General features: G+C 71.7%; 13 protein-coding genes. 9 read left to right on the top strand and 4 right to left on the bottom strand.

The genetic code is table 11. The features are described from left to right. Positions 1-156 precede the first annotated feature (156 nt). The 4 genes from ABT070_RS17715 to ABT070_RS17700 all read left to right on the top strand — a co-directional run bounded on the left by ABT070_RS17715 (position 157) and on the right by ABT070_RS17700 (position 1,690). Positions 157-474 (top strand): hypothetical protein, encoded by a 318-nt coding sequence (locus ABT070_RS17715; RefSeq protein WP_351761135.1) that lies wholly within the window; start codon positions 157-159, stop codon positions 472-474. 177 nt (positions 475-651) lie between these two features. Continuing rightward, a complete protein-coding gene (locus tag ABT070_RS17710) occupies positions 652-1,020 on the top strand; it encodes a WhiB family transcriptional regulator (protein WP_005480495.1) in 369 nt (122 codons plus the stop codon). Next, positions 1,017-1,340, top strand: coding sequence for a putative WhiB-interacting protein (locus ABT070_RS17705; protein WP_351761132.1), 324 nt, complete (start codon positions 1,017-1,019; stop codon positions 1,338-1,340). Before ABT070_RS17710 ends, ABT070_RS17705 begins: the two co-directional genes overlap by 4 nt. Before the next feature lie 137 nt (positions 1,341-1,477). Next, positions 1,478-1,690: a hypothetical protein gene (locus ABT070_RS17700; RefSeq protein ID WP_351761129.1), complete on the top strand. Its 213-nt coding sequence runs from the start codon at positions 1,478-1,480 to the stop codon at positions 1,688-1,690. 34 nt (positions 1,691-1,724) lie between these two features. Here the strand turns inward: ABT070_RS17700 and ABT070_RS17695 are convergent, their stop codons facing one another. Both ABT070_RS17695 and ABT070_RS17690 read right to left on the bottom strand, forming a co-directional pair. Beyond that, positions 1,725-3,104: an ABC1 kinase family protein gene (locus ABT070_RS17695; protein ID WP_351761127.1), complete on the bottom strand. Its 1,380-nt coding sequence runs from the start codon at positions 3,102-3,104 to the stop codon at positions 1,725-1,727. Then, positions 3,097-4,308, bottom strand: coding sequence for a TOMM precursor leader peptide-binding protein (locus ABT070_RS17690; protein ID WP_351761124.1), 1,212 nt, complete (start codon positions 4,306-4,308; stop codon positions 3,097-3,099). The genes ABT070_RS17695 and ABT070_RS17690 overlap by 8 nt, the downstream gene beginning before the upstream one ends. A 240-nt stretch (positions 4,309-4,548) precedes the next feature. Between ABT070_RS17690 and ABT070_RS17685 the strand changes: the two genes are divergently transcribed. From ABT070_RS17685 to ABT070_RS17670, 4 genes are all read left to right on the top strand, one after another. Next, positions 4,549-5,145, top strand: coding sequence for a M48 metallopeptidase family protein (locus ABT070_RS17685; RefSeq protein WP_351761121.1), 597 nt, complete (start codon positions 4,549-4,551; stop codon positions 5,143-5,145). Between the two features lie 142 nt (positions 5,146-5,287). Further along, the gene (locus ABT070_RS17680; RefSeq protein WP_351761119.1) at positions 5,288-6,919 is read left to right on the top strand and encodes a TerD family protein; all 1,632 of its coding nucleotides are present in this window, start codon (positions 5,288-5,290) and stop codon (positions 6,917-6,919) included. Positions 6,920-6,930: 11 nt separating this feature from the next. Then, positions 6,931-7,611, top strand: a complete 681-nt coding sequence (locus ABT070_RS17675) for an AIM24 family protein (protein WP_020130800.1) — start codon at positions 6,931-6,933, stop codon at positions 7,609-7,611. Between the two features lie 18 nt (positions 7,612-7,629). Then, positions 7,630-8,385, top strand: coding sequence for an AIM24 family protein (locus tag ABT070_RS17670; RefSeq protein WP_351761117.1), 756 nt, complete (start codon positions 7,630-7,632; stop codon positions 8,383-8,385). A gap of 90 nt (positions 8,386-8,475) precedes the next feature. Here the strand turns inward: ABT070_RS17670 and ABT070_RS17665 are convergent, their stop codons facing one another. Together ABT070_RS17665 and ABT070_RS17660 are read right to left on the bottom strand one after the other, a co-directional pair. Next, the gene (locus ABT070_RS17665; protein WP_351761115.1) at positions 8,476-8,991 is read right to left on the bottom strand and encodes an NUDIX hydrolase; all 516 of its coding nucleotides are present in this window, start codon (positions 8,989-8,991) and stop codon (positions 8,476-8,478) included. Further along, positions 8,988-10,439 carry a zinc-dependent metalloprotease gene (locus ABT070_RS17660; RefSeq protein WP_351761113.1) on the bottom strand — a complete coding sequence of 484 codons (1,452 nt, stop codon included), beginning with the start codon at positions 10,437-10,439 and terminating at the stop codon, positions 8,988-8,990. The genes ABT070_RS17665 and ABT070_RS17660 overlap by 4 nt, the downstream gene beginning before the upstream one ends. A 192-nt stretch (positions 10,440-10,631) precedes the next feature. On the opposite strand from ABT070_RS17660, the gene ABT070_RS17655 reads away from it, so the two are divergent. Next, positions 10,632-11,741, top strand: a complete 1,110-nt coding sequence (locus ABT070_RS17655; RefSeq protein WP_351761110.1) for an SDR family oxidoreductase — start codon at positions 10,632-10,634, stop codon at positions 11,739-11,741. The last annotated feature ends 212 nt before the right edge of the window (positions 11,742-11,953 follow it).

Genomic DNA, 11,953 nt, shown 5'->3' with positions numbered 1-11,953 from the left:
CGGAAAAATAGTTTGCGCATGCCCCGGCAAGCCCCATAGGTTCTTAGACACGGGAACGGCGGCCTTCTCGAAGGCCCTGATTCCGTGCTGTACTTGCATACCCGCCGGACCGGATTCATCCCTGGTCCCCCGAGACGCCGAGAGGAGGCGATTCCAGTGATCATCATCAACAGCAGCTCAGCCGCCAAACTGACCGATCCCTCGGTCGTCTCCACGTGCATCCTCGACGTCTCGATCCTGGGCACCGGTCTGTCCGGCATTCGTGCCGACCGGTCGGCGTCCTCCGCCACTGCTCCCGCGGGTCTTCTCAGCCGCGAGCGCAATGAGCGACCGACCGAGGCACTGGAAACAGTAGGGGCGCAGGCGCATGCCTATGCCTTTACGGCAGCCGGTGCCGGAGCCCGGAAGCAGACGACGCAGCACCACCTGATGTGGGCCTTCCGTGGGCCAGAACCCTGGAGTGATCCAGCCTGATCGTCGATCAGGCCGGCGCCTTCAGGGCCGCGGAACCCACCCGGGATCCGCGGCCCTTCTGTTTGCCCCGAACAACGGGGAAAGCGGAGCGAAGGGGCCTCGGGACAAGAAAAGAACCCGGTACCCAGCCGACACCCGGTCCTACAGGACCGGACCGACAGACGAGGAAGACGAACCGTGCAACTCGAAGCGCACGCCCCGTCAGTACCGCCTTCCGAAACGATCCCCCCGCCCGGCCTCACGGAGGACTCCACCTTGACCCCGCTCACGGCGCTCACCGCGCTCGACGACGCCATCGAGAACCTCGGCGTACCCGTCCCCTGCCGCTCCTACGACCCGGAGGTCTTCTTCGCCGAGTCGCCGGCCGACGTCGAGTACGCCAAGTCCCTCTGCCGCACCTGCCCGCTGATGGAGGCCTGCCTCGCCGGCGCCAAGGAGCGGCGCGAGCCCTGGGGCGTCTGGGGTGGCGAGCTGTTCGTCCAGGGCGTCGTCGTCGCCCGGAAGCGGCCGCGTGGCCGCCCGCGCAAGAACCCGGTCACGGCATGAACACCACAGGAACGATCGACCGCCCCCTCACGCAAGACCCCAAGAAGCAGGCCCCGATGAAGCCGTTCCCCAGCGAGCCCGAAGGCTCCGCGACCGAAGACATCACCACCACCGGCGCGTACGACTCGCGTCAGAACAGGACACGCGAGATGCAACTCATCCCAGAAGCCCTGGCTCGTGCGCATATGCACGACCGGCTGCACGAGGCCGAGCGGGAACGCCGGGCGCTGCGCCTGGCGACCGCTCGCCGGATGCAGCGCCGGGCCGAGCGCGCTTCGCTGCGCGCTCGGCGGGCGCTCGCCATGGCCGTGATGCAGTAACCACGCACACCTGAAGCGGTGGCCTCCCGGAAAAGGGAGGCGAAGCTCTTCCCCGCGGGGGCCGGTCCGTCCGAACGGACCGGCCCCCGCGGTGCGTTGTGCGGGCGATCCACCGCCGCGGCGTTATCGTCCCGAAGGTGACGAGTCCTCCCGGAGACGATGACCCAGGCGGTTCCCCGACCGAGCCCCGCCCTCTCGTGTGTGCCCGCTGCGGCGCCCGGGCCGAGGAGCCCCCGCCCGTCACCTGGACCTGCTCGGTGGAGAACGGCGTCCGGAGCTACTGCTGCGAGGCCTGTGCCCGCGAGAACCTCCGGGCGATCGAAGGACGACTGGACCCGGAGTGGTGGTGATTCACGTCACAGGCCCGTGAGGAGGTCCTGCGGCTCACGCCTCCGCGACCGACTCCTCCACCTCGAACTCCTCCAGGACGTCCGCCGAGAGGAACCCGGGCAGCCACTCCTCCAGTTCCTCGCGCAGCCGCACCGTCGCGCCGAGCTGGCACAGCACGCCGATCGTGCTGAGTGTGACCCGGTGTATCAGCAGATAGGCAGGCGGCAGGTTGAGCTGCTTGCCCAGCTGATGGGCGGGGGAGCGGAGGTCGGCGATCCGGGCCGCCTGACTGCGCATCCAGCCGCGGCTGAAGGTGAACTCCTCCACCAGGGCCGGCTCGATGATCGGCAGGAGGTAGTCGAGGACCGCGTCGGGATCCAGCTCGATGGAGTCCTTGACGAAGCCCTCCCTGCGGAGGAGTTCGTAGACCGCCTCCGCCTCACCGTCGAGGGTCATGCGCAGGGACTCGCCGATCGGGTCCGGCAGACCGCCCGGGAGCCGGTCCACCGTGCCGAAGTCCAGGACGCCCAGGCGCCAGTCGTCCTCGCCGTCCGGTCCGCCGGGCAGGAGGCGGAAGTTGCCGGGGTGCGGGTCGGCGTGGAGCAGGCCGGTGCGGGCCGGACCGGAGAAGAGGAACAGCGACAGCAACTGGCCGGCCCGGTCGCGCTGCTCCTGGGTGCCGTCGGTGATCACCTCGGACAGGGGCACGCCGTCGATCCACTCGGTGACCAGGACCTGGTCGCACTGGTGGACCACCGCCGGGATCACCACGTCGGGATCGCCGGCGAACTCTTCCGCGTGGGCCCGCTGGGCCTGTGCCTCCAGGCCGTAGTCGAGCTCCTCGGAGACACGGTCCCTGAGCTCGGTGATCAGTGGCTTGACGTCCATCCCCGGAATGAGCGGGCCCAACAGGCGGGCGAAGCGGCTCAGTTGGTTCAGGTCGGACAGCAGGGCCTCACCGGCCCCGGGGTACTGGACCTTGACCGCGACCTCCCGGCCGTCGTGCCACACGGCTCGGTGCACCTGGCCGATCGAGGCTGCCGCGGCCGGCTTGTCGTCGAACTCCAGGAACAGCTCGGGCCAGTCCTCGCCGAGCCGTTCCGCGAGCACCGAGTGCATCGTGCGGGTCGGCATGGGAGGCGCCGCCTCCTGGAGTTTGGTGAGGGCCGCACGGTAGGGACCGGCGACCTCCTCGGGCAGGGCGGACTCGAAGACGGACATGGCCTGTCCGAACTTCATCGCGCCCCCCTTCAACTCGCCCAGCACCTTGAAGAGCTGCTCCGCGGTGCGCTGCTGCAGCTCGCGGCCGACGATCTCCGCGGACTCGCCCACGATTCGCTTGCCCAGGCCCCAGGTCGCCCGCCCGGCGAAGCCGAGCGGGAGCGCGGCGAGTTTGGCGGTCCGGGTGACCGCCTTCCGGGGAAGATCAGACATGCGCCCTCCAAGTACCGGCCAGCCGCGCCGCGTCTGTCGTACGGCGGAACTCCTTCGAATGCTGCCCTGCCATTGTCGCGTGCGTTGCCCGGTCCTCGGCGATGTGTTCCTGCTTACCTTTCTCTGAGGCCCCGCACGGGCATGCGGAATGGGGCCATACCGGTCGGGCGTGCCACTGGAGGGCGGGGACGGAGACCTCCCAGCGGGCGCCGGCGCTCGACGGGGTCCGGCCGTCGAGGAAGGTGAGCGCGTGGGCGGCCGCCAGCCCGGCGACGGTCGTGGCCAGCGTCAGGTCGCAGGCCCGCGCCGGGCGCCGTCGCCCGGAGTGCCACTGGGCGACCAGCCGTGGCCAGGCCGGATCCCGGTCGGTGCGCTCCTGGTGCAGACAGCCCGCGCAGCCCGTCTCGCCCGGCAGCACGAGCGGGCCGACGATGCCCGTCCCCTCCACGACGCCGGCGTAGAGGTGCGGCGTACCCGAGGCGACCAGAGGCTCCGCCTCCGAGGGAGCGGGCGCGTGCACGGACACGTCGTCCCGTGGGGCGATGATCACCAGGGAGAAACCGGGGGTGTCCGCCTCGGCAGGTGACCGCGGTCCTCTGCGGGGTACGGGGCCCGGGGCGGCCCGGCGCACGGCGCGGCGGGCCGATTCGTCCCGACGCTCGCCGACCGCCTCGGCGGGCAGACCGCCCGGTGCGATGTCCCCCGGCTCGACCCGGCCGCCGTCCCGCACGTCCACCTCGCCGACCCCCGCACCCGAGAGCAGCGCCGCCAGTACCGCCCCGACCCGGCCGGCGCCCCGCACCTGGACCCGCAGCCGGTGCCGGACGGTCAGCCGCTCGATCGCGTCGCCCGGTTCCGATGTGAGGAGGGACAGCGCGGCGAGGTCGGGGCGCAGCCGGTCCAGGACCTCTTTCCGCTCCCGCAGCTCGACGGCTTCCGGCCCGCCGCCGCGGGCGTCGTCGAGCAGCCCCGCCCGCGCCAGCCGCTCCACCAGCCGGTCGACATGACCGTCCGGCAGGTCCATTCGGCGGCCTTCCTCGCGCAGCAGCGCCAGCCCGCGGGTGCCGTCCAGCAGGTCGAGGAAACTGCCCGTCGCCGTGTCCACCGGGCCGAGCGTCAGCGCGTGCGCCGGTGTCATCCCGAACTGCACCGTGTTGAGGTCACGCCAGCCGCGCCGCAGCGCGGGCTTCACCATCGGATGCATCAAAGGCCCCCGTATGCCTGGAAACTCCCCGTCACATCGGCGGAGCGGGGGCGTGGGGTGTCCTCGCTCCGCCGACGAGTGCCAGCATGCCCGGGCCCGCTCGAGCGTGCCGAAAGTTGTCCACAGGCAGGGGCGTTCATCGTACAAATCCGTCGTACGAGGCAAATACGGCAGGGCGGATCGGAACCGAACCGTTCCGGAGTCGGGACTTCCCCCGTGTGCAGCGGGTAACGTCGGGGCGTGTCCGCCGACCCATTGCACCGCGCCGGAACACCACAGCGCAGCACGACGAGCCAGCCGCCCAGCGGCCCACGGGCGAGCGCGATCGAGGTCCGCAGGAGCGCCCGTCGACGTCGGACGGTCTCCGCGTACCGCGAGGGCGATCGCACCATCGTGCTCATCCCTGCCCGGATGTCCGAGGCCGAGGAGCAACGCTGGGTGAGCGTCATGCTCGACAAGCTCGCCGCGCAGGAGAGCCGGCGTGTCCCGGGCGACGCGGAGTTGGCCGAGCGCGCCGAGCGGCTGTCGGCCCAGTGCTTCGGCGGCCGGGCCCGGCCCGCCTCGGTCCGCTGGGTGACCAACCAGAACACCCGCTGGGGCTCGTGCACACCGGCCGAGGGCAGCATCCGCCTGTCGCACCGTCTGAAGGGCATGCCCGAGTACGTCATCGACTACGTCCTCGCCCACGAGCTCGCGCATCTGCTCGTGCCCGGTCACGGCCCCGACTTCTGGCGGCTGCTGGAGGCGTACCCGCGCACCGAGCGCGCCCGGGGCTACCTCGAGGGCGTCGTCGCGGCCGAACGGCTGCCCCACCTGCCCGTCACGGGCGAGGAGTGACCTGCGGCGTACGCGGTGAGCCCGTCCCCTGTCGCGTGACGCCGGTTGTGTACCGGGTCTGTACCGACATCGTGCGTTGTCCGACTTTGCCGTTAGCCTGACGCGACGCATTCACAATCGGGATGGGGGACGGTCGTTACGCATGCCCAGGGAATTCCAGCGCGGCCACAAGGCCAAGATCAGTGACCTCACCGCGGGCACCGATCTGTACGTAGGCGTGCAGATCACCGCCCCCGGCCTGACCTTCGACATCAGCTGCTTCGGCCTCGACGCCGACGAGCGGCTCTCGGACGACCGTTACTTCATCTTCTTCAACCAGCCGAAGTCCCCCGAGGAGTCCGTCCAGCTCCTGGGCGCCCAGGCGGGCGACACGGAGTCCTTCCGCATCACCCTCGACCGGATTCCGCCGCAGATCCAGAAGCTGTCCTTCACGGCGACGCTCGACGGCGCCGGGCAGATGTCGCAGATCAACCCCGGCTATCTCCGTATCGTCGCGGGCGGCGAGGAAGTGGCCCGCTACGCGTTCAGCGGCTCCGAGTTCTCCAGCGAGCGGGCCGTGATGCTGGGTGACTTCTACCTGAAGGACGTGTGGCGGTTCGCGGCCGTCGGACAGGGCTTCGACGGCGGTCTGGACGCGCTGCTGAAGAACTTCGGCGGCGAGGTCGCGGAGGAGGAGGCGCCCGCCGCGCCGCAGCAGCCGCAGGCCGGCGCTGCCGCTCCCGGCTTCGCCCCGCCCGCGTTCGGCGCACCTTCCGCGCCCGCGCCCGCTCCGGCGCAGCCGCAGCCCGCCGTGCAGGGCTTCGCGCCCCCGCCCGGCGCGACCCCGCCGCCCCCCGCGCCGGCGCCCGCGCCCTCGGTGCACGCCGCGCCGACCATCATCGCGCCCCTGACCCCGCCCGGCGGCGGCCAGGTACCGCCTCCCGCACCGGCCCCGGCGCCCTACGGCCAGCCGCCCCAGCAGCAGCCGTACGGTCAGGGCCCCGCGCCGACCGCGCCCATGCCCCCCGGCTACGGTCAGCCGCCGCAGCCGCCCGGCTACGGCCAGCAGCCTCCGTTCGGGCAGGTCCCGGGCCAGCAGGCGTACGGCGTACCGCAGGGCGCGCCCCAGGGCGGTGCCGGCGTGGCCGCGGCGCTCCAGCAGTTCAAGGAGACGCCCACCGGACAGCGCTGGACCCAGCAGAACAGGAAGCTGGTCCGCGTCGACCTCGGGATGGGAGGCCAGCCCGTCCTCGCCCGCCAGGGCAGCATGGTCCTCTATCAGGGCAAGGTCGACTTCAGCTACAAGGGCGCCGGGTTCACCGGCCGGATCGTCGGCAACGCCACCGGTCAGGAGATGCAGCTGATGCGCTGCACCGGCCAGGGACAGGTGTTCCTCGCCGAGAACTCCTCGATGCTGCACCCCATCGAGCTCCAGGGTGACGGCATCTGCGTCTCCGCGGAGAACGTCCTCGCCTTCGACGAGAGCCTCCAGTACGAGGTCCGCCGAATCGAGGGGCACGGCATCCCCGGCGGCGCCCTGTTCACCATGCAGTTCACGGGTACCGGCACGATCGTCGTCAAGACGCACGGCACGCCCGTCGTCCTGCCGGTCACTCCCACCACGTTCGCCGACTGCAACGCCGTCGTCGCCTGGTCGTCCGCCGCCCAGGTGGTCGTCTCCAGCCAGGTCCGGATGCGCCGCAACGCCTACCCCGGCGACACCGGGGAGAGCGTCAACCTCCAGTTCCGGGGCGCTCCCGGCAACTTCATCGTCGTCCAGCCGTACGAGGTCTGAGGGAGCCCGTCATGAACCAGCCACTCGCGGGCTATGCCCCCGCACCCGTCACCGCCCGTATGGAGAACCACGGCAACCACATGCTGAAGGTCGCCCTCCAGACCGGGAACGACCTCCTCGCGCGCGTGGGCTCGATGGTCGCCTACGAGGGCTTCGTGCAGTACGAGCCCAACCCGCCGGCCGTGCGCCAGATCGCGCGCGACTGGATGACCGGCGAGGGCGCGCCCCTGATGAAGTGCTCGGGCGACGGCCTGCTCTACCTCGCCGACTACGGCGCCAACGTCGTCGTGATCAACCTCAACGGTGACGGCATCTCCGTCAACGCCACCAACCTGCTCGCCTTCGACGCGCACCTCACCTGGGGTGTCGAGCGCGTCAAGGGGCTCGCGAAGTTCGCCGGCCAGGGCCTGTGGAACACCAAGATCTCCGGGCAGGGCTGGGTCGCGCTGACCTCCCGGGGCAAGCCGATCGTCGTCGACTGCGGCGGTGGCGAGGACGAGACGTACGTCGACCCCGACGCGCTCGTCGCCTGGTCGCCGAACCTCAAGGTGAAGGGCAAGCGCAGCTTCAAGGCGCAGTCGCTCATCGGCCGGGGCAGCGGCGAGGCCTACCAGATGGCCTTCTCCGGCCAGGGCATCGTCGTCGTCCAGCCCAGCGAGGACAGCACCGACCGCCTTCGGGTCCGGGGCTGAGGGGGAGCCAGAAACGCCATGCAGAGCTCACTTTTCGCGCACAACGACTCGCAGACCCAGGAGCGCTGGAGTCTCCAGAACAAGCAGATGCTCCGGGTCAGCCTCGAGGGCCACGACGACATCCTCGCCCGCAAGGGCACGATGGTCGCCTACCAGGGCCTGATGGAGTTCGACGCCGAGTACCAGAACAACCAGCAGGGACGCGCGCGGGCGCACACGGGCGAGGGCCTGGACCTGATGCGCTGCCACGGGCAGGGCACGGTGTACCTCGCCAACCTCGCCCAGCACGTCCACGTCATGGACGTGGACCAGGACGGCCTGACCGTGGACAGCAGCTACGTCCTGGCCATGGACTCCGCGCTGCACCACGAGGTCATCGCCGTCGACAGCCTCTACGGCATCTCCGGCTCCGGGAAGTACCAGCTCAACATCACCGGCCGCGGGAAGGTCGCGCTGATGACCTCGGGCGCGCCGCTGATGATGCAGGTCACGCCCGACAAGTACGTCAACTGCGATGCCGACGCCATCGTCGCCTGGTCCACCGGGCTGCGGGTGCAGATGCAGGCCCAGACGCACTCCTCCGGGGTGTGGCGCAGGCGTGGCAACACCGGTGAGGGCTGGGAGCTCAGCTTCATGGGCACCGGCTACGCGCTGGTCCAGCCCAGCGAGCTGCTGCCGCCGCAGAACGCCCAGATCGGATCCGGCATGGCCGCCCAGTACGGCATGGGACAGCAGGGCGTACGGCAACAGAACCAGGGCAACGCCTGGAGCTGACCGTCCGGAAAGCAGACGTAAGGGGCGGCCACCATGAGGTCGCCCCTTACTCGTTCCGGCTCACAGCCGCGCGTGCGCCCGCCCGGCGGGTCACAGCCGCGCGCGAGTCGCTTCCAGCAGCCGCACGACCGACTCGTCGGCCACGTCCCCGACCTCGGCACAGGCGAACCAGCGCAGGTCGAGCGACTCGTCGCTGATGGCCTCCACGGCCCCGGCCGGAGCGAGCACCGCGTACTGGACGTCGTAGTGCCACGCGCACGGCGTGTGATGCCGGTCCAGGCGCACCGGGCCGCCCGGGAGCAGGGTCAGCCCCCCGATGCCGGACTCCTCGGTCGCCTCGCGCAGCGCGGCGGCCCGCAGGGTCGGGTCGGCCGGCTCGCAGTGGCCTCCCATCTGGAGCCACATCCGCAACTTCTTGTGCAGGGTCAGCAGCACCCGGCCGCGCTCCGGGTCGATCACCAGCGCGCTCGCCGTGATGTGCCCGTCCCCGCAGGCCTTCCACAGGCCGTCCGGGTGCGCCCCGAGATGGTCCAGGTAGGTCTGGCGCAGCTCTTCCTGGCCCTCGTACCCCTTCAGGACGAGGACCGCGTCGTCGTACAGGCTCACTCGGTGTCGTCGTCCTTGGAGTCGGTCCCGTCGTCGTCCTTCTTCAGGTTCGGCTTGTCGCCGGAGCGGCCGCTCGCCGCCTCGCCGAGCATCTTGTCCAGCTCGGAGAAGTCCAGCTGCTCGCGGTGCACGAAGCCGTCGGGGTCGTCCAGGTCGGACGCCGTGGGCAGCATGTCCGGGTGGGCCCACAGGGCGTCCCGGCCGTCGACCCCGCGCGCGTCCGTGAGGGACGCCCACAGGCGGGAGGCGTCACGCAGGCGGCGCGGACGCAGTTCCAGACCGATCAGCGTCGCGAACGTCTGCTCCGCGGGACCGCCCGTGGCGCGACGGCGGCGCAGCGTCTCGCGCAGGGCGTCCGCGGACGTCAGGCGCGGTTTCGCGGCCGCGTGCACCACCGCGTCCACCCAGCCCTCCACGAGCGCCAGAGCCGTCTCCAGACGGGCCAGGGCGGCCTTCTGCGCCGGGGTGTCCTCCGGCTGGAACATGCCCTGCTGGAGCGCGTCCTGCAACTGCTCCGGGTTCTGCGGGTCGAACTGACCGACCACGTCCTCCAGCTTGGCCGTGTCGACCTTGATCCCGCGCGCGTAGCCCTCGACCGCTCCGAACAGGTGCGAGCGCAGCCACGGCACGTGCGCGAACAGACGCTGGTGGGCGGCCTCACGCAGCGCGAGGTAGAGCCGCACCTCGTCCTTCGTCACGCCCAGGTCCTTGCCGAACGCCTCCATGTTGACCGGCAGCAGCGCGGCACGCCCGGCCGGACCGAGCGGCAGGCCGATGTCGGTCGAGCCGACGACCTCGCCCGCGAGCACGCCCACGGCCTGGCCGATCTGCGAGCCGAACATCGCGCCGCCCATGGAGCGCATCATGCCGATCAGCGGGCCGGCCATGGCCTGCATCTCCTCCGGCAGAACATCGCCCATGGCCGCGCCGACGCGTTCGGCGACCGGGTCGACGAGCTCCTTCCACGCGGGCAGGGTCGCCTCGACCCACTCCGCGCGGGACCACGCCACCGCCGAGGCCGCGCCCGACGGCAGGGACGTCGCGTCGTCCAGCCACAGGTCGGCCAGGCGTACGGCCTCCTGGACCGCGGTGCGCTCGGACGGGCCGACGCTGGCGTCCTTCACACCGTCGGCGGTGCCCTGGGCGACCGTCTGGCGGGCGATCTGCTTGGCCATGTCCCAGTTCACCGGGCCGCCCTCGTAGGAGAGCATCTGGCCGAGCTGCTGGAAGGCGGCTCCCAGGTCGTTGGGGTTCAGGGAACCGAACATCGCGGCGAGCGGGTTGTCCGCACCGGGGGCGCCAAAGCCTCCGGCGCCGGGCAGCCCGCCGAAACCGAACGGGTTGGCCGGTCCCTGACCACCGCCGCTCTGCGGGTCCTGCTTCTTGCCCTCGTCGCCGTCTTCCGGCTCCTCCGGCGGAAGGCCGAATCCGAATGGGGTGTCACTCACGGGGTTCCTCGGCTGGTAAGGCCACCGGTTCTCGGCCGGCGGCGACTGCCCTGCAACACCACCCAGCGTAGACACCCCGGCTCGATCGGGCCTCGGTGCTTCGCCGACTCCTGGCCTGCGGCAGGATGGATGCCACCTGGTACGTACGCTTCACTCGCGCCCGTATGCCAAGACAACCGCTGGAGACACCTGGTGAGTTCCCCAGATCCGCAGGTTCGCGCAGCGCGAAACCACTCAACCCCGGGGGGCGCGCGCGGGCCCGTCGTCGCCGTGACCGGCGCCGCGACCGGGATCGGCGCGCTGCTCACCGAGCGGCTCGCCGCGTCGGAGGAGGTCAAGCAGGTCGTCGCCATCGACGAGCGGCGGGGCGGGTGCGACGCGGCGCAGTGGCACATCCTCGACGTCCGCGACCCGGCGATCGCCGACAAGCTGCGCGGGGCGGACGTCGTGGTCCACCTCGCGCTCGACCTCGACCTGGGGAGTGAACCCGCCGCCCGGACGGCCTACAACGTGCGCGGTACGCAGACCGTGCTGACGGCCGCCGCGGCGGCCGGGGTGCACCGCGTGGTGATGTGCACCTCCGCGATGGTCTACGGCGCGCTCGAGGACAACGAGCTGCCGCTCTCGGAGGACGCCGAGCTGCGGGCCACCGCGGAGGCGACCGGCGTGGGGGACCTCCTGGAGATCGAACGGCTGGCCCGGCGCGCGCCCCGGGCGCATCCGGGGCTCAACGTCACCGTGGTGCGGCCCGCGGTGCTGGTCGGCGGGACGGACACCGCGCTGACGCGTTACTTCGAGTCGCCGCGGCTGCTGGTCGTCGCCGGGTCACGGCCGGCCTGGCAGTTCTGCCACGTCGAGGACCTGGTGAGCGCCCTGGAATACGCCGTCCTGGAGAAGGTCGACGGCGAGCTGGCCGTCGGCTGCGACGGCTGGCTGGAGCAGGAGGAGGTCGAGGAGCTCAGCGGGATCCGGCGCATGGAGCTGCCGTCGGCGGTCGCGCTGGGCGCCGCGGCCCGGCTGCACCGGATCGGGCTGACGCCGTCGCCGGCCGGGGACCTCGCCTACACGATGTACCCCTGGGTGGTGAGCGGGAGCCGGCTGCACGACGCGGGGTGGCGGCCGCGGTGGACGAACGAGGAGGTCCTCGCGGAGCTGCTGGAGGAGGTGGCCGGGCGGCACACCGTCGTCGGCCGGCGGCTCGGGCGCAAGGACGCCACGGCGGCGGGGGCGGCCGGGGCGACGGTCGCGCTGCTGGGCGCGGCGGCTGTGGTGCGACGGGCGCGGAAGGCCCGGCGCCGGTGAGCGTGGGGGCGGCCGGCCTGTTCACCGCGCCCCGCCGCCCCTTCCCCTGCCGTCTCTCCCCCCCCACCCTCTCTTCCCCCGCCGTCCTTCCCTTCCGGACGCCGCAGGCTGTGCCCCCGGCCCCCCGGGCTTCGGTCCTGAAGGGGCCTCGTCCTCGAACGCCGGACGGGCCGTCTTGGAGGTCGCTCCAAGGCGGTACGCGTGTGTGCCGG

Origin of the sequence: Streptomyces sp. NPDC002884 (assembly GCF_040295245.1) — a bacterium.
Lineage (GTDB): Bacteria > Actinomycetota > Actinomycetes > Streptomycetales > Streptomycetaceae > Streptomyces.
This window is presented reverse-complemented; position numbering and strand designations above follow the sequence as displayed.

Coding starts and splice junctions, on each gene's coding strand:
- ABT070_RS17705 (WP_351761132.1), top strand. CDS start 1,017: ATGAACACCACAGGAACGATCGACCGCCCCCTCACGCAAGACCCCAAG.
- ABT070_RS17695 (WP_351761127.1), bottom strand. CDS start 3,104: ATGTCTGATCTTCCCCGGAAGGCGGTCACCCGGACCGCCAAACTCGCC.
- ABT070_RS17690 (WP_351761124.1), bottom strand. CDS start 4,308: ATGCATCCGATGGTGAAGCCCGCGCTGCGGCGCGGCTGGCGTGACCTC.
- ABT070_RS17680 (WP_351761119.1), top strand. CDS start 5,288: ATGCCCAGGGAATTCCAGCGCGGCCACAAGGCCAAGATCAGTGACCTC.
- ABT070_RS17675 (WP_020130800.1), top strand. CDS start 6,931: ATGAACCAGCCACTCGCGGGCTATGCCCCCGCACCCGTCACCGCCCGT.
- ABT070_RS17670 (WP_351761117.1), top strand. CDS start 7,630: ATGCAGAGCTCACTTTTCGCGCACAACGACTCGCAGACCCAGGAGCGC.